Genomic DNA, 20,129 nt, shown 5'->3' with positions numbered 1-20,129 from the left:
GGTGCCCGGTCCGCTGTTCACCGTTTCCGGCGCTGTGGCTTCACCCCCGGCCGAGGCGCGGAGGCTCGGGCAGCCGCGGTGATGAGCGCCTTTTCCGTGGCCGCCTCGGCGGCGAGTACGCGCCGGATCAGATACTGCTGGCCGCAGGTCCACAGGGCGTTGGTGGCGAAGTAGGTGAGCACGACGACCGGCAGGATGGCACCGCCGATGAGCGCACCAGCCGGGAAAACCCACAGCGACAGGTTGCGCATGATCGTGGCCGTGCTGTTGTCGCCGACCGGCGGGGTGAGCCGGGCTGTGAAGTGCGTGGCGAGGGCGGCGATCAGCACCAGCGGGACGGCGAGGACGGCGACCGCCACGAAAACCTCGCCCGCGCCGCTGAGGGTCGCCGAGAGCGGTGCGCCGAACAACCTGGCATCGAGGAACGCGCGAACCTCGGGTGCGCCGAACAGGTAGTTCGCGGTGGCGCTGTTGACCTCGACCGGCAGTGGGCTGTCCGTCGACGTGAACGGGCCGACCGCGTAGGTGCCGGTGCGGTCGAACGAGCGCAGCACGTGGAACAGGCCGAGGAAGACGAGTCCCTGGGCGATCAGCGGGACGAATCCGGCGAACATGCTGACGTTGTGCTCGCGATGGAGCAGCCGGATCTTCTCGGCCTGGGCGCGCGGATCGTCGCGATGGGTGCGGCGAATGGCGTCCATCTGCGGTTGCAGGGAACGCAGGACTTGCTGGGACCGGGCTTGCCGGAGGGCGGTGCGCACGAGCAGTGCGCGGACGGTGACGACCAAGGCGACGACGGCGAGTAGCCACGCGAGACCGCTGGCGGGGCCGAGTGGGATCGCGAACAGCTGGTGCCAGCACCACAGGACCGCGGACACGGGAAAATAGACGAAATCGAGCATGACGGGACGACCTGTCCTGGAAGCGTGCGCGAACGCACGAAAGGGGGAGTGGGATCACGAAATCCGACAGGCGGCGCCGACGGCGCGGCACCTGTCAGTGGTGATCGATCCCCGGAGCTCGTGGACGTGGACGACCGGCGGCATCCGGATTGCTCTGTCGCAGAAAGGAACCGCGCAATCGGCGCTGCGCCGACCGCGGTGGACCCGCACACGCCAGGCGCACCGGTGGCTGACTGCGGCTGGTGATCGCGACCAGCGCGCACACCATCGCGGCGGCGACCGCACCGAACGCGAGCATGCGCGTGGCCTCACCGCCGGGCGTGGAGATGAGCACGAAGGCGGGCAGCACGCACGCGAGAACCGCGTACGCCATCACCCACGCCCGTGCCTGCATGTCGCCGAGCATACCGGGGCTGGGGGTGCGGGCGTCGCTAGTGCGGCTCTGGCGCGAAGGGCGGGGTGCCGACGCCGGTCACGCGGAGGTTGCCCCAGGGGTCGCGTTCGGTGAGGTGCGCCGCCGCGGGTTCGCGGCCCGGCAGAACCAGGAAGGCGGATGCTCGCGTCGGTTCGGGGAGGGTGGTGGTCTCGGCGGGATCGAGGCGGCCGTACCAGTGGTAGCGGCCGTCGATCGGGTCGGTGTGGCCGGTGAGGGTGGCGAGGACGGGGTATTCGGCGCCGGGTAGATCCAGGACGGCGGGTCCGGCGTAGTCGTGGTCGGGCTGCCGGTCGGCGGCGACCGTGATGTCGAAGTGGTGGGGTCGCGGGCGACCGGGGCGGCGAGCGGTGCCCGGTGTCATGCCGAGCCGACGGTGATATTCGTGCTGGGCGCTGGCCCGCACTTCGATCCGGGTACCCGATTGCCGCTGGAGAGCGCGGACCCAGGTCGCGATGAGATCGACCCGGGGTGCGGAAAACTCCGCCCGGACAACGGGTTCGGTCCCGTAGGCGAAGAACAGGTTCGGGAAGCCGCGGGTGGCGATGCCGCGAAAGGTGACCGGGGTGGGCGACCATGCCGCGTCGAGTGTCCGTGACTCGCGGCCCGTCACTCCTAGCTGCACGCCGGCAGGTTCGGCAGTCAGGATGACAACCCGCGCTTGCTCGGGCTCGATACCGACCAGGTGGATCTGCCACCGGTCCTCGTCCTCATCGAAAACGAGTTCACTGACCTCGACCAGGCGCCGGGGAACCGGCTGATCCTCGCGATGTCGCCACCTCCGCCGTGTCGTCGAAGACGTCCGGCGCGGTCCGCCGATCGCGGAATCGGGCGGATCACCGCCTGAAACCAGTTCGTAGACAATCACATCGACAACACCGGCCGCTCGCAGCGCCCGCACGACCGCCCCGGATCCGGTGCCGATGACAGCGACGCTCACAGCAAACCCACTGCCCGCCACCGCCGGCGTCCGGCCGATCCGATCAGTCCGTACTGGTCGAGGAACGCCACCAGTTCCGCGGCTCCGGCCGCCCTGGACTCGCGCGCGATCGGATTACGCATGGCGGCCCGGTGTGCCTGTCGACTGTCGAGTCCGGCGCGAAGGTACATATGCCGGTTGGTGGTCAGCGCGATGAACAGCGGTCCCGCCACCGCCACGCACAAGCGGATATAAGCGCGCTCACCAGACGACATCGCGGGCACCCGCCGCGCCAGCGCGTCCCTGGCGAAGCCGATGTGGCGCGCCTCCTCGGTGACGTGGATGCGCATGGTCCGCGCGACGATCGGCTGCAACTGCGGATCGTCGAGCATCCGGCGCTGTAGCGCGTCGAAGATCTCCTCGCCGACCAGCGCCGCCACCCACACCATCGGGCCGCGCAGCACGGCGGGCAATGCCGTGATCGCGAGCCGCGCCGTCCGACGTGGCCAGTACGGGCGGGCTTCGACGCGCTCGATGAGCTTGCCGAACATCATCATGTGCCTGCACTCGTCGGCCATCTCGGTGAGCGTGTAGTGCGAGGTCGCGGACGTGGGGTCGCCGTGGAGCAGCTCGCGAAGCAGCAGCCGGTTGAGCAGGTTCTCGAACCAGATGCCGACCGAGAGCACATTGGCCAGTTCCTGGCGTGAGAGCTCCCGCTGCTGGTCGGGTGTCATCGCGTTCCACAGGTCGGTGCCGTAGAGCGAGATGACGCGCGGGGGCAGGAACAGCTTCGCCGGGTCGAGGGGTTCTGCCCAGTCGATGTCGACCACCGGGTCATAAGATTTTCGCACCGAGCCGATCAGTAGGCGCTGGGCGAAGGAATCGCGCGGGGAGGCGGTTGCGTTGGGCATCGCGGGCTCACTCTCGGGCGGAACATGCCACGCTAGGTGTTACAGCGTGTATCACCAAGGTTAATGGAACGCTGTGTAACAGTCAATATCGGCACGGGTATCCTTAGCACTGTGACTGCACCATCCGCGCACGCCGACCAGACCGCATCCGACGGTCGCGCTACCCGTTGGCACGGCCATAAAGAGCGCCGTCGTGCGGAGATGATCGATGCCGCCATCGAGGTGATCGAGGAACACGGGCTCGAGATCTCGGTGCAGTTGATCGCCGAACACCTGGCACTGCCGCGGCCGGTGGTCTACCGCCATGTCGGCGGCAGGGCCGAACTCGACGCGCTGTCGCGGCAGCGGATCCTGGAACTGCTGCTCGCGGAACTGCTGCCCGCTCTGCAGTCCGACGGCACGCTCAAAGACGCCGTACGCGGCGCCGTCGCCACCTACCTCGGCTGGATCGAACGCCACCCGAACCTGCACCGCTTCCTCGGCGACGCGGCACCACAGGGCGCGCCGAGTCTCAGCGGCGCCGGGCGCGCGGTGGGTGGCCAGCTCGCCGATATCTTCGCGGCCACCCTGGCCCGGTTCGGTATCGACCCGGCGCGCGGGCGGCCGATGGCGTTCGGCATGGTCGGTCTCGTCGACGGTGTGGTGGCGAATTGGCGCGCGGATCCGGAGCCGGTGCTCACCACCGAGCAGGTGCAGGGCATTCTGACCGAGTCGGTGCTGTCGCTGTTCGAGGGCAACGCCCGCAGTCTCGGCGTTCCGCTGCAGCGGGATTCGCTGGTCTCCGACCTGCTCATCGCGCCGGACGCGGCACCGCCGCCCGCCGAGCGGCTGCGCTGACTCAGCCTGCCAGTGCGCGATAGGTTCGATTCCACAGCCACTCCACCGGTCCGCGCTCGAACCTGCGTAACCACAGGTGGGCGAAGGTGATGATCGCGACGGCGACGAGCAGGTAGATCGCCACGGTGAACGGCACCCTGGCCGAATCCGATACCCGCGCCGCCAGGCCGAAACCCCAGCCGTAGCACAGCATTCCGGCGATCAGGTTCTGCAGGATGTAGCAGCTGAGGGCGGTGCGGCCGACCTCGCTCAGTCGTTCGCCCGCGAACCCGAGGTGCGGCCTGCGCAGGTAGAACTCGGCGACCGCCGCCAAGATTCCGAGGGCGACGAACGGTGCCGTTCCGTACCGCGTGAAGAAGACGAGGTCGCCGCCGCCCGCGATGCCGACCGCCAGATCCAGCGGCGCGGCCACCGCGAACCCGATCACCATGAGCCACCGGCGAATTCGTGCGCCCTTGGGCCGGAACACGCCCGCGCGGAACAGTCGCGCGCCGACCAGGAACAGCGCGATCGACATCGGGAACACGAAGACCGTCTCCAGCCGGAAGATCAGCGCGTTGTCGATCCGGAACAGCACCAGATCCCAGAAGGAACCGTCCGCGTAGGGATTCGGGTCCAGCGGTGCCGAGCCGACGCTCTCCTCTTGTGGTGCGAAGGCCCAGGCGGCGGCGATCAACGTCAACATCGTCACGTGGACCGAAGCGGCGACGATCAGCCAACGGCGTTGTGCTCGTTCGCTTGTCGCGAGTACGTACGCGACGACGAGGCCGGTCAGCGCGTAACCCATCAGCACGTCGAACTCCGCGACGAGCAGAAAGTTCAGTAAGCCGTCCAGGAGCAGCAGCCCCGCGCGGTAGGGGTATTTGCCGGGCCACGGTCGGCCTCCCCGCTGCGCCGAACCCTGCTGGATGGCCAGCCCGATCCCGAACATCACCGTCAGCAGGCCGAGGAATTTGCCCTGCGCGAGCTGCTGGAGCACCCTTTCGGACCACATCCAGGCGTTCTCGGGGGTCGCGCCGAGTTCGTCGAGGTAGCCGACCATGCTGGCGGAGTTGGTGAAGATCCAGATATTGGTACCGAGGGTGCCCAGGATCGCGATGCCGCGCAGCGCATCCAGCGCGATCATGCGAGCGGGCCGGGGCGTGGCGGGCGCTTCGGTGGCGGGGGCGACGGCGTCGGTCATGCACCGAGTATCGGCGCGAGAACCCGCCCAGCGGATCGCTCACGAGGACGATCTCCTGGTCCCCCTCTTGGGGGACGTTCCTGGCCTCCAGCAGCCCGCTGGGCCGAGATGCGGGTGTGGGTCCGGCGCGTCGCCTAGGCGTACCTCCGCATTCGCTCCGGCCGTGCGCGAGCGACTTAGGACCGCTGCGCGGCGGCACCCATTAGGCTCGTCAGCATGCAGCGCATCATCGGAATCGAGGTCGAATACGGCATCTCGACCCCCACGGAGCCGACGGCCAACCCGATTCTCACCTCCACGCAGGCCGTTCTCGCCTACGCCGCCGCCGCGGGAGTGCCGCGAGCCAAGCGGACCCGGTGGGACTACGAGGTGGAATCCCCGCTGCGTGACGCGCGTGGATTCGACCTGAGCCGGATGAGCGGGCCCGCGCCGGTCATCGACGCCGACGAGGTCGGCGCGGCGAACATGATCCTCACCAACGGCGCCCGGCTCTACGTCGACCACGCTCACCCGGAGTACTCCGCCCCCGAGGTCGTCGATCCGCTCGACGCGGTCATCTGGGACAAAGCGGGCGAGCGGGTGATGGAGGCGGCCGCTCGGCATGCCTCGAGCGTGCCAGGGGCGCCCCGGCTGCAGCTGTACAAGAACAACGTCGACGGCAAGGGCGCTTCCTACGGCACCCACGAGAACTACCTGATGAGCCGCGACACCCCGTTCAGCCACATCATCGCGGGCCTGACGCCGTTCTTCGTCTCCCGCCAGGTGATCTGCGGTGCGGGCCGGGTCGGCATCGGCCAGTCCGGTGACCACGCCGGTTTCCAGCTGTCTCAGCGTGCCGACTACATCGAGGTCGAGGTCGGCCTGGAGACCACGCTCAAGCGCGGCATCATCAACACCCGCGACGAGCCGCACGCCGACGCCGACAAGTACCGGCGACTACACGTGATCATCGGCGACGCCAATCTCGCCGAGATGTCGACCTACCTCAAGGTCGGCACCACCGCGCTGGTGCTCGACATGATCGAGGGCGGCGAGGACCTCTCGGAGTTCCAGCTGGCCCGTCCGGTCACCGCCGTGCACCAGATCAGCCACGACCCGACGCTGCGCGCCACCGTCGCCCTTGTCGACGGCCGCGAGCTGACCGGCCTTGCGCTGCAACGGCTCTACCACGAGCGGGCGGCCAAGTTCGTCCACCGCGAAGGCAACGACGACCCGCGGGTGCTCGACATCCTCGACAACTGGGCGATGGTCCTCGACCTGCTCGAGCGCGACCCGATGGAAGCCGCGCACCTGCTCGACTGGCCTGCCAAACTGCGTCTGCTCGAGGGCATGCGCACCCGTGAAGGCCTCGGCTGGGCCGCCCCGAAGCTGCACCTGATGGACCTGCAGTACTCCGATGTGCGCCTGGACAAGGGGCTCTACAACCGTCTGGTCGCGCGCGGGTCGATGAAGCGGCTCGTCAGCGAACAGCAGGTGCTCGACGCGATGACCAATCCGCCCACCGACACCCGCGCCTACTTCCGCGGTGAGTGCCTGCGCCGTTTCGGCGCCGATATCGCCGCCGCCAGTTGGGATTCGGTGATCTTCGATCTCGGTGGTGATTCGCTGGTGCGGATTCCCACGCTGGAACCGCGCCGTGGCACGAAAGCGCACGTCGGCAAGCTGCTGGACGCCTCGCGCACGGCCGCGGAGCTGGTCGATCAGCTTACCCACTGACGCGATCAGCGGCACGACCGCGCGACAATCCGATCGCTATCGACCACCTTGTCGGATCGGCTCGGTAGGGTTGTAGGACATACACGATCATCGTGATGAGGAAGAGGAGGTCGGCTGCCATGGCACAAGAGCAGACCAAGCGCGCCGGGGGTGGCGACGAGGACGAGGGCCCCGAGGGCGTCGACGCGGCAGGGCAGGAACGCCGCGAGAAGCTCGCGGAGGAAACCGACGACTTGCTCGATGAGATCGATGACGTGCTCGAAGAGAACGCCGAGGACTTCGTGCGGGCATATGTGCAGAAGGGCGGCCAGTGACCTCAGGTGACCCCTTGCGCCTCCACGCGGGGCGGGCTCTCTCCTCGTTCACCGAACATCTCCGCATGCACGCACCGGACCTGTTGCCCGCCAACAAGTTCCCGGCCTCGGATCTGACCGCGACGAAGGACTTGGCGCCACACGGCACCACCATCGTCGCGGTCACCTACCGTGGCGGCGTGCTGATCGCGGGCGACCGCAGGGCCACCATGGGCAACCTGCTCGCCAGCCGCGACACCGAGAAGGTGTACATCACCGACACCTTCTCGGCGGCCGGCATCGCGGGCACCGCGGGCATCGCGATCGAAATGGTTCGGCTGTTCGCGGTGGAGCTGGAGTATTACGAGAAGATCGAAGGCGTACCGCTCACCTTCGACGGTAAAGCCAACAAGCTGTCGAAGATGGTTCGCGACAATCTGCCTGCCGCCATGCAGGGATTGGCCGCGATCCCGCTGCTGGTCGGTTTCGACGACCAGATCCTCGACCTCGACCGATCCGGCCGCATCGTGTCCTACGACGTGGTCGGCGGGCGCAGCGAGGAGCGATTCGGCTACACCGCCGTCGGCTCCGGTTCGATGTTCGCGAAGTCGTCGCTGAAGAAGCTCTACCAGCGCGGCATCGATCAGGACCGGGCTCTGCGGATCGCGGTGGAATCGCTGTTCGACGCCGCCGACGACGACACCGCCACCGGTGGTCCCGACATGCTGCGCGGGATCTACCCGACAGCGGTGGTGATCGACGCCGATGGTGCGGCCGAGATCGGCGAGGACCTCCTCGCCGAGATCGCCCGCGGTGTGATCGCCGACCGGGAAGCCGCGGAAGAAGGGGGCGCCGTCCTATGACGCTGCCGTATTACGCCTCGGCCGAGCAGATCATGCGCGACAAGACCGAGCTCGCCCGCAAGGGCATCGGTCGCGGTCGCAGCGTGGTGGTGCTGGTCTACGCCGACGGCGTGCTGTTCGTCGCCGAGAACCCCTCGGCGACGTTGCACAAGGTCAGCGAGCTCTACGACCGTATCGGGTTCGCCGCGGTCGGTAAGTACAACGAGTTCGAGGCCCTGCGCCGGGGCGGCATCCTGCAGGCCGACCTCAAGGGTTACCAGTACGACCGGCGCGATGTCACCGGGCGTGGGCTGGCCAACCTGTACGCGCAGAGCCTTGGTTCGATCTTCACCGATCAGCTCAAGCCCTACGAGGTGGAGCTGTGTGTCGCCGAAGTCGGCTATCCGGAACAGGCGCCGACCTCGGTGCTGTACCGGATCACCTTCGACGGGTCCATCGTCGACGAACGCGAGTACGTCGTCATGGGCGGCACCACCGAGCCGATCCTGACCCAGCTCAAGGCCGCCTACAAGCCGGGTCTGTCGCTGGACGACGCGTTGAAGGTGGCGATCGGCGCACTGCTGGCCGGTCAGCCCGAGGCCGACAAGGACAAGCGCTCGCTCGGTGAGGCCTCGCTCGAGGTGGCCACGCTCGAGCAGCAGCGTCCGCGCCGGGCGTTCCGCAGGCTGCAGGGCGCCGCCCTGGAGTCGGCGCTCGCCGCGTCCAAGCCCAAACCGGTCAAAGAGGCGAAGCTGCCCGAGCCCGAGGACGACGCGGGGAAATAACCCACCGTCACGATCATGATCGGGCCTGCGAATCACTGCGGTTCGCAGGCCCGATCTCGTCGTGTGCGCGGGGGTCGTTCGCTGTCCGAATCGTTGTGAACACGTATGCGAATGGGATGTCAGGAGCGCCGCGCGGGCACTGGTCATGGCTGTAGTGTCGATAGTGTGCAGCGACGAATCATGGGGATCGAGACCGAGTTCGGTGTGACATGCACCTTCCACGGTCACCGTCGGCTGTCCCCCGACGAGGTAGCCCGGTACTTGTTCCGCCGGGTGGTGTCCTGGGGCCGTAGCTCCAATGTCTTCCTTCGCAACGGTGCCAGGTTGTACCTCGACGTCGGATCGCATCCCGAGTACGCCACCGCCGAATGCGACAGCCTGGTGCAGTTGGTCACCCACGACCGGGCGGGCGAGCGGGTATTGGAAGACCTGCTCATAGACGCCGAACAGCGCCTCGCCGAAGAAGGTATCGGCGGCGACATCTACCTGTTCAAGAACAACACCGACTCCGCGGGCAACTCCTACGGCTGCCACGAGAACTTCCTCGTGGTCCGGGCAGGCGAGTTCTCCCGGATCTCCGATGTGCTGCTCCCGTTCCTGGTCACCCGCCAGCTCATCTGTGGTGCGGGCAAGGTGCTGCAGACGCCGAAGGCCGCCACGTTCTGCCTGTCGCAGCGCGCCGAGCACATCTGGGAGGGCGTCTCCTCGGCGACCACCCGCTCGCGCCCGATCATCAACACCCGCGACGAACCGCATGCCGACGCCGAGAAGTACCGGCGCCTGCACGTGATCGTCGGTGACTCCAATATGGCCGAGCCGACCACCATGCTCAAGGTGGGGACGGCGTCGCTGGTGCTGGAGATGATCGAGGCGGGGGTGTCGTTCCGCGATTTCGCCCTCGACAACCCGATACGGGCCATTCGCGAGGTCAGCCACGATCTCACCGGTCGTCGTCCCGTGCGCCTGGCCGGCGGACGTCAGGCCAGTGCGCTCGAGATCCAGCGCGAGTACTACGCCCGCGCGGTGGAGCACCTGCGCAACCGCGACCGCGATCCGCAGGTCGACGCGGTGGTGGATCTGTGGGGTCGCACCCTCGACGCGGTCGAGGCGCAGGACTTCGCCAAGGTCGACACCGAGATCGACTGGGTGATCAAGCGCAAGCTGTTCCAGCGCTACCAGGACCGCTACAGCATGGAGATGTCGGATCCCAAGATCGCCCAGCTGGATCTGGCCTACCACGACATCAAGCGTGGTCGCGGTGTCTTCGACCTGCTCCAGCGCAAGGGTCTGGCCAAGCGGATCACCGAGGACGACGCCGTCGACGCCGCGGTGGACACCCCGCCGCAGACCACCCGGGCCAAGCTGCGCGGTGACTTCATCACCGCCGCGCAGGAAGCGGGCCGCGATTTCACCGTCGACTGGGTGCACCTCAAGCTGAACGATCAGGCGCAGCGCACGGTGCTGTGCAAGGATCCGTTCCGATCGGTCGACGAGCGCGTCGACCGGCTGATCGCCTCGATGTAGGCGAACCCCTCAGACGGGGGGACCGACGACGGAACCGGTGGCGCATGGGAGCGATTGCGTAGGCGCCACCGGTTTCGTCGTGTGCAGGGCCGCTCAGTCCGCGGTGACGACCGTCGCGTAGGTGGCGGTCAGGCCGGCGATGAACGCGGTGAGCGCCAATTCGAAACTGTCGTCATCGATTTCGTCGGCGATCGCGCGCAGCAGATGGGCCTGGTTCAGGTGCGGGTACCGGTCGCGGTAGACCTGCACATCGTCGGCGAAGCCCCCGGCGAAGGAGCCCACTGTCGAACCCATGACAAGGTAGCGCGTGGCCGCACCGATCATGGTGGCGTAGCGCGGTGGCCAGCCCGCGCCGACCAGGCCGCCGTGCACGGCGTCGGCGGCGCGAAGGTTCTCGGCTCGGCGGCCGGGACCCGTTGCCAGGTAGGGCACGAAATTCGGGTGCGAAGCCAGTGCTGTGCGGTAGCTGCGCGCCCAGTCCGCGAGTGCTCGATCCCAGCTCACGGTGTCGAAGGCCGAGGTGTCGACGAGGCTCATGATGCCGGTGGCGATGTCGTCGAAGAGGTCGTCCTTGTTGGGGTAGTGGCCGTAGAGCGAGGCGGCCTGCACGCCGAGTTCGGCGCCCAGTTTGCGCATGGAGACCTCGGCGAGCCCGTCGCGGTCGATGAGCACCAGCGCGGCGTCGCGAATTCGCTCGCGGCTCAACAGCGGTACGCGCGGCCTCGCCATGCGGCCCTCCATCTCTCGTCGGGGAATCGAACGGTATCACCGATGCCGAAATGACCCTTGATTAACCGAACAGCGTTAGGATACGGTGCCCGAGTAAACCTAACGCCGTTTGGTTCAGGAGTGGTTCCGTGGATTTCCAGCTCACCCCCGCGCAGTCCGACCTGCGCGAACTCGCCCGCACGTGGGTGGACAAGGAAGTCGTGCCTTATGCCGCACAGTGGGATCGCGACGAATCGGTGGACCCGGCGATCGTCGGCAAACTCGGCGCGCTGGGCTTCCTCGGCATCGGGATCGCCGAGGAATACGGCGGCTCCGGCGGCGACACCTTCGACTACTGCCTGCTGCTCGAGGAGCTCGGGCGCGGCGACAGCGCGGTGCGCGGCATCGTGTCGGTCTCGCTCGGATTGTTCGGCAAGTCGATCGCCGCGTACGGCACCGAGGAGCAGAAGCACCGGTTCCTGCCCGGGATCTGTGCCGGTTCGCTGCTCGGCTGTTTCGCGCTGACCGAACCCGGCACCGGCTCCGATGCCGCGAACCTGGACACCCGCGCGACCCGCGACGGGTCGGACTGGGTCCTCTCCGGCACCAAGATCTTCATCACCAACGGCACCTGGGCCGATCACGCGCTGGTGTTCGCGCGGACCGGCGGACCGGGGCCCAAGGGGGTCACCGCGTTCGTAGTGCCCACGGACGCACCGGGTTTCGGCCGGACCGAGATCAAGGGCAAGCTCGGCCTGCGCGGCCAGGCCACCGCCGAACTCGTCCTCGACGGGGTTCGGGTGCCCGACGCGCTGCGACTCGGCGAGGAGGGCCAAGGCTTCCGGATCGCGATGTCGGCGCTCGACAAGGGTCGCATCGGGGTCGCGTCCGGGTGCGTCGGTGTGGCCCGCGCCTGCCTCGAGGCCGCCGTGCGCTACGCCGGTGAGCGTGCGCAGTTCGGCAAGCCGATCGCCGGCTACCAGCTGGTCCAGGAACTGCTGTCCGATATCGCCGTCGCGACCGACGCCGCACGCCTACTCGCTTGGCGCGCCGCCGATCTCGCCGACCGGGGGGAACCCTTCGGTACCGCGGCGTCGATGGCGAAGCTGTTCGCCTCCGAAGCCGCGGTCTCCGCTGCCAACAACGCGATCCAGGTGTTCGGCGGCTACGGCTACATCGACGAATTCCCCGTCGCCAAGTATCTGCGCGACGCCCGCGTGCTGACCCTCTACGAGGGCACCACCCAGATCCAGAAACTGCTCATCGGGCGCGCGCTCACCGGCGTGAACGCCATTGTCTGACACAGGAGTACGACCCATGACCCACAGAACTGCCTTCGTCACCGGTGCGGCCCGCGGCATCGGTGCGGCGACCGCGGCCCGCTTGGCTCGAGACGGCTTCACCCTGGCCGTCGTCGATCTCGACGCCGACGCCGCGGTACTGGCCGCCGGGAAGATCAACGCGGCGGGCGGTACCGCGATCGGCCTCGGCTGCGACGTCGCCGACGAGGCGCAGGTGAACGACGCGGTGGCGCGCACCGTGGCCGAACTCGGCTCGCTCGACGTGCTCGTGAACAACGCGGGGGTGCTGCGCGACAACCTGCTGTTCAAGATGTCGGTCGACGACTGGGACACAGTCATGGCAGTGCACCTGCGCGGTGCGTTCCTGTGCAGCAAGGCCGCGCAGAAGCACATGGTCGACAACGGTGGCGGCGCCATCGTCAACACCTCGAGTGTCTCGGCGCTGGGCAACCGTGGCCAGGCCAACTACGCGGCGGCGAAAGCCGGCATCCAGGGTCTGACCCGCACTCTGGCAATGGAACTCGGCCCGTTCGGGATTCGCGTCAACGCCGTCGCTCCCGGCTTCATCGCCACCGAGATGACCGCGGCCACCGCGGCGCGGATGGGCGTTAGTGCTGAGGAGTTGCAGGCCAAGACCGCCGGGATCACCCCGCTGCGACGGGTCGGCGTGCCTGCCGATATCGCGAACGTGGTCGCGTTCCTCGCTTCCGACGATGCCGGGTTCGTCACCGGACAGACCGTGTATGTCGACGGCGGACGCCGTCTCTAGATTTCGGAGAACCATCATGCAGAGAGCAGTTTTCAACGAGGAGCACGAGGCGTTCCGCAAGACCGCGCGCGCGTTCATCGAATCGCAGGTCTCGCCGGTCTTCGACCAGTGGTACGAGGCGGGCATCGTGCCTCGCGAGTTCTACGGCCGGCTGGCCGACCTCGGGGTGTTCGGGATCGAGGTGCCGGAGGAATACGGTGGCGCCGGGATCGAATCGTTCAAGTTCCAGGCGATCCTGCTGGAGGAAACCACCCGCGCCGGTGTGTCTTTCGGTGGTTCGGGCGTGCACGTCGGCCTGTGTCTGCCGTATCTGAAGAATCTCGCGACCGACGAGCAGAAGCAGCGCTGGCTGCCGGGTTTCGTCACGGGCGAGATCATGTTCGCGATCGCGATGACCGAGCCCGGCACCGGCTCCGACCTCGCCGGAATGCGAACCACCGCACAGCTTTCCGACGATGGCACGCACTATGTGCTCAACGGTTCCAAGACCTTCATCACCGGTGGCGTGCATGCCGACCGGGTGATCGTGTGCGCGCGGACCGCCCCGGCGTCGGACACCGATCGCCGCCACGGGATCTCGCTGCTCGTCGTCGATACGAAGTCGCCCGGATACGCGGTGGGACGCAAGCTGGACAAGCTGGGTCTGAAGGTGTCCGACACCGCCGAGCTGTCCTTCACCGACGTGCGGGTTCCGGTCTCGGACCTACTGGGCGAGGCCGACAAGGGTTTCGGTTACCTGGGCCAGAATCTGCCACAGGAACGGCTCTCGATCGCGCTCGGTGCCTACGCCCAGGCCAAGGCGGCGATCCGGTTCACCCTCGAATACACCAGGGGCCGTACCGTTTTCGGTCAGCCCGTCGCGCAGTTCCAGAACACCAAGTTCGAACTGGCCGCCTGTCAGGCCGAGGTCGACGCAGCCGAGGCGGTCGTCGACCGGGCCCTGGAGGCACTCGACCGCGACGAGCTCACCGCCGCCGACGCCGCCTCGGCCAAACTGTTCTGCTCCGAGGTGGCCTCGCGGGTGATCGACCGCTGCCTGCAGTTGCACGGCGGCTACGGCTACATCAACGAGTACCCGGTGGCCCGCCTGTACGCCGACAACCGGGTCAACCGGATCTACGGCGGCACCAGCGAGGTAATGAAGATGATCATCGCCAAGGACATGGGCTTGTGAACACCACGAACGCCACTCTCTCGCTGGCGAGCATTCTCGCCGAACCCGCCCGCCGCCGACCGAACCACCTCGCGCTGATCGAAGGCGACACTCGCATCACCTTCGCCGATCTGTGGCGCCAAGCCCGCGAACAAGCGGGTGCCCTGATCGCGCGTGGCGTGCAACCCGGTGACCGGGTGGGGCTGCTGTGCCCGAACACCGCCGACTTCCCGCGTGCCTACTTCGCCATCCTGGCCGCGGGCGCGACGGTGGTGCCCGTCCACCTGCTGCTCACCGCGCCGGAAATGGAGTACGTGCTGCGCGACAGCGGTGCGTCGCTGCTGATCTGTCATCCGATGGTCGCGGCGACGGGTACCGAGGCCGCGAGTAACGCGGGCATCGATGTCGTCGCACCCGAAGAGCTTGTCGGCGAGGCGATCTCGAACTTCGTTTCGCGTGGGCCCCTCGATACCGCCGTCGTTTTCTACACCAGCGGCACCACCGGCACACCCAAGGGCGCCGAACTCAGCCATCTCAACATGGTGATGTGCGCGACGGTGAACACCTTCGACGCCAACGAGATCCACCGCGACGACATCGCCCTCGGCGCGCTACCGCTGTTCCACGTGTTCGGGCAGACGGTGTCGATGAATTCGCAGTGGCGGATCGGCGCCACGCTGGTGCTGATGCCGAGATTCGATGCGGCCGCGGCGGTTTCGCTGATGGCGGCCGAGCGGGTCAACCTGTTCCACGGTGTACCGACCATGTATCTGTCGTTGATCGAGGCGGCGGCGTCGGCACCGGAATTGCCTGCGCTGAAGCTGTGCATCAGCGGTGGCGCCGCACTGCAGGTTGCCGTGCTCGAGGAATTCGAACGGGTCTTCCACGCGCCGGTGCTCGAGGGATACGGCCTGTCGGAGACCTCACCGACCGCCGCGGTGAACCAGCCGTGCTTCGGCACCGAAGCGGGCACCGTGGGGCATCCGGTGTGGGGAGTCGACGTGGAGATCGCCGATCCCGCCATCACCGATCGCATCGACATGCTGCCCGTCGGCGATGTCGGGGAGGTGGTGGTGCGCGGGCACAACGTGTTCGGCGGCTACACCGGCAGACCGGAGGCGACCGCCGCGGCCGTGGTCGACGGCTGGTTCCGGACCGGCGACCTCGGTACCCGCGACAAGACGGGCCGGGTGCGCATCGTCGACCGGATCAAGGAGATGATCCTGCGCGGCGGCTTCAACGTCTATCCGACCGAGGTCGAAGCGGCCCTGATGCGCCACCCGAAGATCGCGCAGGTCGCGGTGATCGGCGTGCCCGATGCGCGTTACGGTGAGGAGATCATGGCGGTCGTGGTGCCGGACGGCGCGCTGACCGAGCAGGAAGTGATCGACTTCGCCAAGCTGCGGGTCGCGAAGTACAAGTACCCGCGCCGGGTCGAATTCGTCACCGAGCTACCACTCGGGCCCACCCACAAGGTTCTCAAACGCGAACTGCGCCAACATTTCGGAGGAGCGGCATGACCACGGACTTCGCTGATTTCGACGCGGTGCGTGCCGCGGTCGGAACCGAACTCGGCCCCAGCGACTGGGTCACCGTCGACCAGCGCCGCATCGACCTGTTCGCCGAAGCCACCGACGACCACCAGTGGATCCACGTCGACGCCGAACGCGCCGCCGCGGGCCCCTACGGCACCACCATCGCCCACGGCTTCCTCACCCTGTCGCTGATCGTGCCCATGACCCAGCAGATCATGACCGTCAGCGCCGCGAAGGCAGGCATCAACTACGGCCTCGACCGAGTCCGCTTCCTCACCCCGGTCCCCGTCGACAGCCGCATCCGCGCCCACCTCACCCTCACCGAAGTCACCGAAGTCCCCGGCGGCTTCCAGATCCACCGCCATGTCATCGTCGAACTGGAAAACGCCGACCGCCCGGCCTGCGTAGCCGACTCGATCGCTCGCTGCCTTTTCTGAACCGACGACGGCGCCCGTTCTGCTCGGTGATCGGGGCCTAGGATCTAACCGTCGGCGAGGTAGCGTTCGACGGTTTCGACCTTGCTGTGCAGCGCGTCGGTGACCCCGGGGCGGATATCGGCCTTGAGAACGAGGCTGCAGCGGGGCGCGCTGACGAGGATGGCGTCGGTGGCTGCCTTGATCACGGCCATCACCTCGTCCCATTCGCCCTCGATCGTGGTGAACATCGCGTCAGTGCGGTGCGGGAGACCCGAAGCGCGGACCACGCGGACGGCAGCGGCGACCGCTTCGCCTACCGAGCCGTCGTGGTGGGCGGAACCGCTGGGAGCGACGGAGAAGGCGACGAGCATCGTGGTCCTTTCGGTGGGTGGTCTCATGGTCGCTGGGCCCGGGCCCAACTGTGCGCCGACGCGCGGGGGAGTGGACGCGACCATTACCCTCTATCGAGTGGCGATATCCAAGGTCGAGCGGCTGATGAATCTGGTCATCGCGCTGCTGTCGACCAGGCAGTTCCTGAGTGCGGAACGTATTCGCGCCAGCGTGGCAGGTTACGAGGACTCCGCGACCGACGAGGCGTTCAGCCGGATGTTCGAGCGCGACAAGAACGAATTGCGCGACTTGGGCATTCCCCTGGAAGTCGGTCCGGTGGGACGGTTCTCGACACTCGAGGGGTACCGGATCAACCGGGACGCCTACGAGCTGCCCGATATCGACCTGTCGAGCGAGGAAGCCGCGGCGGTCGCCGTCGCGGTGCAGATGTGGGCCTCACCGGAATTGGCGGGCGCCGCCGAGGGCGCGCTGTTGAAGCTGCGCGCGGCCGGGGTCACCGTCGAGACCGACAACGTCGGGGTTTCGGTGCCCGCGGTGCCGGCCCGCACCCGCGGCTCGGAACCGGTGCTGCGGGAACTCCTCGCTGCGATCGACGCGGGTCAGGCGGTGCGTTTCGGACACCACAGCGCCGTCACCGATCCGTTCGTGACCCGCGATGTCGAACCGTGGGGTGTGGTGACCCGGCACGGGCGCTGGTATCTCGTCGGGCACGACCGCGAACGTGACGCCGTTCGCACCTTCCGGCTGTCGCGGATCGGTGGCCAGGTGCGGCCGTACGGTCCGGTCGACGCGGTGCACAAGCCCGCGCACACCGACCTGCGCGCGATCGTCGACCGGGTCACCGGCGATGCGCCCGTCACCGGGTCGGCCACCGTGTGGGTTGCCAAGGGCCGTGGACGCGAATTGCGCCGTATCGGCACCGAAATCGATACCCGGGATCTGGGCGGTCGTCCCGGCTCGGTGCTCGAGGTGCCGGTCCGGTCCAGGGACTGGGTGGCCCGGCTGATCACCGGCCTCGGCCCCGATGTCCTCGTTCTCCAACCACCGGAACTGCGCGCCGACGTGATGAACCGGCTACGGTCGGTACTCGACCACACGGAGGTCACGTCGTGAGTTCGCGTCTGTCCCTACGCCTTTCGCGCCTGCTGAACATGGTGCCGTACCTGCTCGCGCACCCCGGCATCAGCGCGGCCGAGGCCGCCGCCGAACTGGGTGTGACCACCAAACAGCTGATGAGCGACCTCAATCAGCTGTGGATGTGCGGGTTGCCCGGCTACGGTCCCGGCGATCTGATCGACCTGTCGTTCTCCGAGGAGAGCATCGAGGTCACCTTCTCGGCCGGCATCGAGCGTCCGCTGCGGCTGACCTCCACCGAGGCCACCGCACTGCTGGTGGCACTGCGCTCGATCGTGGAAATGCCGGGCATGGTCGACCCGACCGCCGCGCACGCCGCCATCGCCAAGATCGAATCGGCGATCGCGAGCACCGATGCGGTCGTCACCGGCAAACCGGTCGAGGTCCCCGTCGAAAAGCCGGTGGTCGCGACCGTGCGCGCCGCGCTCGCCGACGCGCGGGCCCTGCGCCTGGTCTATTACTCGGCCAGCCGAGACGAGGTGTCCGAACGCATCGTCGACCCGATCCGGGTGGTGCTGGTCGACAACAACAGCTACCTGCAGGCCTGGTGCAGGCAGGCCGAAGGTGTTCGCCTGTTCCGGTTCGATCGGATCGAGGACGCCACCGAACTCGACGAACCGGCGCACCCACCCAGCCACGCCGCCAACGACGCGGCCGCGCTCGACCTGTTCCAGGACGACCCGGCCGTGCCGCTGGCCCGGCTGCGGATCCGCGCCGACTACGCGTGGGTGCTCGACCAGTACCCCATGCACCGGATCGAATCACGCGCCGACGGGAGCATCGAGGCAGGCATGCGCTTCGCCTCGCCGGACTGGATGGCCCGGTTGCTGCTCGGCTTCGGCACCGGCGTCACCGTGCTCGGGCCGTCGGAACTGGTGGTGGCCGTGCGCATGCGCGCCGACGCCGCCCTGGCCGCCTATGCGGCCGCCGGACTGGTGGGGGAGACCGAGCCCGCGTGAGTCAGCGAGTACTTGTGCTCGGCGCGGGCAGCGTCGGAGTCTTCATCGGCGGTCACCTGGCCGCCGCTGGCATGGAAGTGATCTTCGTCGGCCGACAGCGCATCCTCGACGACATCGCCGAGCACGGCCTGCGCCTGACCGATCTGGACGGCGGCTCGACCGAGGTACCGCCCGACCGGTTCGGCCTCGCGCTCGAACCCGACGAGCCCGAACTGGCCGACCTGGTCCTGGTGACCGTGAAATCCGCAGGCACCGCCGCCGCGGTCCGTGCCGTCGCGGGCCGATTACGCCCCGGCACGCCGGTCGTGAGCCTGCAGAACGGCATCGGCAACGCCAGCGTGATCAGAGAGATCCTGCCGACCAGCATCGCCCTGCCCGGGATGGTGATGTTCAACGTGGTGCATCGCGGCCGGGGGTGTTTCCACCGTGCCAGTGACGGCGACGTCGCGATCCAGGACGATCCGGTCGTCGACCGCTTCGCCGACCGTTTCCGCGCGGCGGGCCTGCCGCTGCGCCGTCACCGCGACCTGCGTCCGGTGCAATGGGCCAAACTCCTGCTCAATCTGAACAACCCGATCAACGCACTGTCGGGCAGGCCGCTGCGCGAGGAGCTCGCCGAGCGCGACTACCGCCGCTGCCTCGCGCTGACCCAGTCCGAAGCCCTCGCCGTGATGAACACTGCGCGAATTCGCCCCGCGCAGCTCACCCCCGTTCCGCCCGAGTTGATGGTGCATTTGCTGCGTGTTCCCGACGCGGTCTTCCGGCGGGTGTTCGGCCGGGTGCTCGCCATCGATCCGATCGCGCGCTCGTCGATGGCCGATGACCTCGCGCTCGGCCGACGCACCGAAATCGCGTGGTTGTGTGGGGAAATAGTGCGCCTTGGCGAGATGGTGGGGCACCCGACGCCGGTCAACCGGCGGCTGACGGAGCTGATCCGGATCGCCGAGTCCGGCGACGCCACGCGATTCACCGGAAGCCGGTTGTTCGCCGAGCTGACCGGGGCGGCGGCCGCCGTCACGGATTGAACGCGTGGCGAACACCGCTGCGGCTGGGCGTTCATCGCGGTCCGAACCCAGGTAGCATCGGTAATCACCACAGTCTTTGGAGGTATCTGATAATGGGCACGTTCAGCTGGACGCACCTGCTGATCATCGCGTTGCTGTTCGTTCTGCTCTTCGGCGCGAAGCGGCTTCCCGACGCGGCACGCGGCCTCGGCCGCTCGCTGCGCATCTTCAAGAGCGAGGTCGGCCAGATGCAGGCGGAGTCGACGACTTCCGACGCACCGCAGGCCGGCACGACCACCCCCGCGCCGCAGCAGCAGTTGTCCGCGTCCGCGACACCGGCGCAGACCCCGATCGTCGAACCGCAGCAGGGCCACAAAACCCTCTGACCTCGGCCATCACCCCGGGGCGGTAGTGACCGCTCCGGGGCGAAGTGCTGTGTAGTCGAGCATCCGCC

Annotated in this window: 22 protein-coding genes; 15 read left to right on the top strand and 7 right to left on the bottom strand. The window is 67.9% G+C overall.

Features of this window, described 5'->3' with window-relative positions:
- Window positions 1-17: 17 nt before the first annotated feature.
- From yidC to ACFWPX_RS21985, 4 genes are all read right to left on the bottom strand, one after another.
- The gene (yidC, locus tag ACFWPX_RS22000) at window positions 18-902 is read right to left on the bottom strand and encodes a membrane protein insertase YidC (RefSeq protein ID WP_378919653.1); all 885 of its coding nucleotides are present in this window, start codon (window positions 900-902) and stop codon (window positions 18-20) included.
- Between the two features lie 94 nt (window positions 903-996).
- The gene (locus tag ACFWPX_RS21995) at window positions 997-1,296 is read right to left on the bottom strand and encodes a DUF6412 domain-containing protein (RefSeq protein ID WP_378919655.1); all 300 of its coding nucleotides are present in this window, start codon (window positions 1,294-1,296) and stop codon (window positions 997-999) included.
- A 37-nt stretch (window positions 1,297-1,333) separates the two neighbouring features.
- Complete coding sequence (locus ACFWPX_RS21990) at window positions 1,334-2,275, bottom strand: DUF4873 domain-containing protein (protein WP_378928902.1); 942 nt, start codon at window positions 2,273-2,275, stop codon at window positions 1,334-1,336.
- Entirely contained in the window at window positions 2,272-3,165 is an 894-nt protein-coding gene (locus ACFWPX_RS21985) for a diiron oxygenase (RefSeq protein ID WP_378928901.1), read from the bottom strand. Before ACFWPX_RS21985 ends, ACFWPX_RS21990 begins: the two co-directional genes overlap by 4 nt.
- 111 nt (window positions 3,166-3,276) lie before the next feature.
- Between ACFWPX_RS21985 and ACFWPX_RS21980 the strand changes: the two genes are divergently transcribed.
- Window positions 3,277-4,002 carry a TetR/AcrR family transcriptional regulator gene (locus ACFWPX_RS21980; RefSeq protein ID WP_378928900.1) on the top strand — a complete coding sequence of 242 codons (726 nt, stop codon included), beginning with the start codon at window positions 3,277-3,279 and terminating at the stop codon, window positions 4,000-4,002.
- A 1-nt stretch (window position 4,003) separates the two neighbouring features.
- On the opposite strand, the gene ACFWPX_RS21975 is transcribed toward ACFWPX_RS21980, so the two are convergent.
- Entirely contained in the window at window positions 4,004-5,185 is a 1,182-nt protein-coding gene (locus ACFWPX_RS21975) for a DUF418 domain-containing protein (protein ID WP_378928899.1), read from the bottom strand.
- Window positions 5,186-5,401: 216 nt separating this feature from the next.
- Here ACFWPX_RS21975 and dop point away from each other — a divergent pair, with 216 nt between their 5' ends.
- From dop to pafA, 5 genes are all read left to right on the top strand, one after another.
- Window positions 5,402-6,901 carry a depupylase/deamidase Dop gene (gene dop, locus ACFWPX_RS21970; protein WP_378919664.1) on the top strand — a complete coding sequence of 500 codons (1,500 nt, stop codon included), beginning with the start codon at window positions 5,402-5,404 and terminating at the stop codon, window positions 6,899-6,901.
- Window positions 6,902-7,020: 119 nt separating this feature from the next.
- On the top strand, window positions 7,021-7,215 hold the full coding sequence (locus ACFWPX_RS21965; RefSeq protein ID WP_019047503.1) for a ubiquitin-like protein Pup: 195 nt from the start codon (window positions 7,021-7,023) through the stop codon (window positions 7,213-7,215).
- Window positions 7,216-7,280: 65 nt separating this feature from the next.
- Window positions 7,281-8,057 carry a proteasome subunit beta gene (gene prcB, locus ACFWPX_RS21960; RefSeq protein WP_378919666.1) on the top strand — a complete coding sequence of 259 codons (777 nt, stop codon included), beginning with the start codon at window positions 7,281-7,283 and terminating at the stop codon, window positions 8,055-8,057.
- A complete protein-coding gene (gene prcA, locus ACFWPX_RS21955) occupies window positions 8,054-8,821 on the top strand; it encodes a proteasome subunit alpha (RefSeq protein WP_378919668.1) in 768 nt (255 codons plus the stop codon). The genes prcB and prcA overlap by 4 nt, the downstream gene beginning before the upstream one ends.
- A 165-nt stretch (window positions 8,822-8,986) precedes the next feature.
- On the top strand, window positions 8,987-10,345 hold the full coding sequence (gene pafA / locus ACFWPX_RS21950) for a Pup--protein ligase (RefSeq protein WP_194824832.1): 1,359 nt from the start codon (window positions 8,987-8,989) through the stop codon (window positions 10,343-10,345).
- 93 nt (window positions 10,346-10,438) lie between these two features.
- Here the strand turns inward: pafA and ACFWPX_RS21945 are convergent, their stop codons facing one another.
- Window positions 10,439-11,074: a TetR/AcrR family transcriptional regulator gene (locus ACFWPX_RS21945; RefSeq protein ID WP_378928898.1), complete on the bottom strand. Its 636-nt coding sequence runs from the start codon at window positions 11,072-11,074 to the stop codon at window positions 10,439-10,441.
- Window positions 11,075-11,202: 128 nt separating this feature from the next.
- On the opposite strand from ACFWPX_RS21945, the gene ACFWPX_RS21940 reads away from it, so the two are divergent.
- Genes ACFWPX_RS21940 through ACFWPX_RS21920 form a run of 5 tightly spaced genes read left to right on the top strand, consistent with a single transcriptional unit; the run spans window position 11,203 to window position 16,248 of the window.
- Window positions 11,203-12,354 carry an acyl-CoA dehydrogenase family protein gene (locus tag ACFWPX_RS21940; protein ID WP_378919672.1) on the top strand — a complete coding sequence of 384 codons (1,152 nt, stop codon included), beginning with the start codon at window positions 11,203-11,205 and terminating at the stop codon, window positions 12,352-12,354.
- Window positions 12,355-12,370: 16 nt separating this feature from the next.
- On the top strand, window positions 12,371-13,123 hold the full coding sequence (gene fabG, locus ACFWPX_RS21935; RefSeq protein WP_378928897.1) for a 3-oxoacyl-ACP reductase FabG: 753 nt from the start codon (window positions 12,371-12,373) through the stop codon (window positions 13,121-13,123).
- Window positions 13,124-13,139: 16 nt separating this feature from the next.
- Window positions 13,140-14,297 carry an acyl-CoA dehydrogenase family protein gene (locus ACFWPX_RS21930; RefSeq protein WP_378928896.1) on the top strand — a complete coding sequence of 386 codons (1,158 nt, stop codon included), beginning with the start codon at window positions 13,140-13,142 and terminating at the stop codon, window positions 14,295-14,297.
- Window positions 14,294-15,796: a long-chain fatty acid--CoA ligase gene (locus tag ACFWPX_RS21925; RefSeq protein WP_378928895.1), complete on the top strand. Its 1,503-nt coding sequence runs from the start codon at window positions 14,294-14,296 to the stop codon at window positions 15,794-15,796. Before ACFWPX_RS21930 ends, ACFWPX_RS21925 begins: the two co-directional genes overlap by 4 nt.
- Entirely contained in the window at window positions 15,793-16,248 is a 456-nt protein-coding gene (locus tag ACFWPX_RS21920; RefSeq protein ID WP_378928894.1) for a MaoC family dehydratase, read from the top strand. Before ACFWPX_RS21925 ends, ACFWPX_RS21920 begins: the two co-directional genes overlap by 4 nt.
- A 44-nt stretch (window positions 16,249-16,292) precedes the next feature.
- Here the strand turns inward: ACFWPX_RS21920 and ACFWPX_RS21915 are convergent, their stop codons facing one another.
- The gene (locus ACFWPX_RS21915) at window positions 16,293-16,598 is read right to left on the bottom strand and encodes an MTH1187 family thiamine-binding protein (protein ID WP_378919682.1); all 306 of its coding nucleotides are present in this window, start codon (window positions 16,596-16,598) and stop codon (window positions 16,293-16,295) included.
- Window positions 16,599-16,695: 97 nt separating this feature from the next.
- On the opposite strand from ACFWPX_RS21915, the gene ACFWPX_RS21910 reads away from it, so the two are divergent.
- From ACFWPX_RS21910 to tatA, 4 genes are all read left to right on the top strand, one after another.
- Entirely contained in the window at window positions 16,696-17,691 is a 996-nt protein-coding gene (locus tag ACFWPX_RS21910) for a helix-turn-helix transcriptional regulator (protein ID WP_378919684.1), read from the top strand.
- A complete protein-coding gene (locus ACFWPX_RS21905) occupies window positions 17,688-18,671 on the top strand; it encodes a helix-turn-helix transcriptional regulator (RefSeq protein ID WP_378928893.1) in 984 nt (327 codons plus the stop codon). Before ACFWPX_RS21910 ends, ACFWPX_RS21905 begins: the two co-directional genes overlap by 4 nt.
- A complete protein-coding gene (locus tag ACFWPX_RS21900) occupies window positions 18,668-19,696 on the top strand; it encodes a 2-dehydropantoate 2-reductase (RefSeq protein ID WP_378928892.1) in 1,029 nt (342 codons plus the stop codon). The genes ACFWPX_RS21905 and ACFWPX_RS21900 overlap by 4 nt, the downstream gene beginning before the upstream one ends.
- 92 nt (window positions 19,697-19,788) lie before the next feature.
- Window positions 19,789-20,061, top strand: a complete 273-nt coding sequence (gene tatA / locus ACFWPX_RS21895; RefSeq protein WP_378928891.1) for a Sec-independent protein translocase subunit TatA — start codon at window positions 19,789-19,791, stop codon at window positions 20,059-20,061.
- Window positions 20,062-20,129: the final 68 nt, after the last annotated feature.

This window comes from Nocardia sp. NPDC058518, from assembly GCF_042719655.1.
Taxonomy (GTDB): domain Bacteria; phylum Actinomycetota; class Actinomycetes; order Mycobacteriales; family Mycobacteriaceae; genus Nocardia.
Note: the sequence above shows the minus strand (reverse complement) of the source record. Positions and strands in the feature narration are given on the sequence as shown.

Bases quoted from the DNA above. Each gene is read 5' to 3' on its own strand.
- ACFWPX_RS21920 (WP_378928894.1), top strand. From the start codon at position 15,793: ATGACCACGGACTTCGCTGATTTCGACGCGGTGCGTGCCGCGGTCGGA.
- prcB (WP_378919666.1), top strand. From the start codon at position 7,281: ATGCACGCACCGGACCTGTTGCCCGCCAACAAGTTCCCGGCCTCGGAT.
- ACFWPX_RS21995 (WP_378919655.1), bottom strand. From the start codon at position 1,296: ATGCAGGCACGGGCGTGGGTGATGGCGTACGCGGTTCTCGCGTGCGTG.
- ACFWPX_RS21975 (WP_378928899.1), bottom strand. From the start codon at position 5,185: ATGACCGACGCCGTCGCCCCCGCCACCGAAGCGCCCGCCACGCCCCGG.
- tatA (WP_378928891.1), top strand. From the start codon at position 19,789: ATGGGCACGTTCAGCTGGACGCACCTGCTGATCATCGCGTTGCTGTTC.
- ACFWPX_RS21945 (WP_378928898.1), bottom strand. From the start codon at position 11,074: ATGGCGAGGCCGCGCGTACCGCTGTTGAGCCGCGAGCGAATTCGCGAC.
- ACFWPX_RS21965 (WP_019047503.1), top strand. From the start codon at position 7,021: ATGGCACAAGAGCAGACCAAGCGCGCCGGGGGTGGCGACGAGGACGAG.
- ACFWPX_RS21985 (WP_378928901.1), bottom strand. From the start codon at position 3,165: ATGCCCAACGCAACCGCCTCCCCGCGCGATTCCTTCGCCCAGCGCCTA.
- fabG (WP_378928897.1), top strand. From the start codon at position 12,371: ATGACCCACAGAACTGCCTTCGTCACCGGTGCGGCCCGCGGCATCGGT.
- dop (WP_378919664.1), top strand. From the start codon at position 5,402: ATGCAGCGCATCATCGGAATCGAGGTCGAATACGGCATCTCGACCCCC.
- ACFWPX_RS21930 (WP_378928896.1), top strand. From the start codon at position 13,140: ATGCAGAGAGCAGTTTTCAACGAGGAGCACGAGGCGTTCCGCAAGACC.
- ACFWPX_RS21915 (WP_378919682.1), bottom strand. From the start codon at position 16,598: ATGCTCGTCGCCTTCTCCGTCGCTCCCAGCGGTTCCGCCCACCACGAC.
- yidC (WP_378919653.1), bottom strand. From the start codon at position 902: ATGCTCGATTTCGTCTATTTTCCCGTGTCCGCGGTCCTGTGGTGCTGG.
- prcA (WP_378919668.1), top strand. From the start codon at position 8,054: ATGACGCTGCCGTATTACGCCTCGGCCGAGCAGATCATGCGCGACAAG.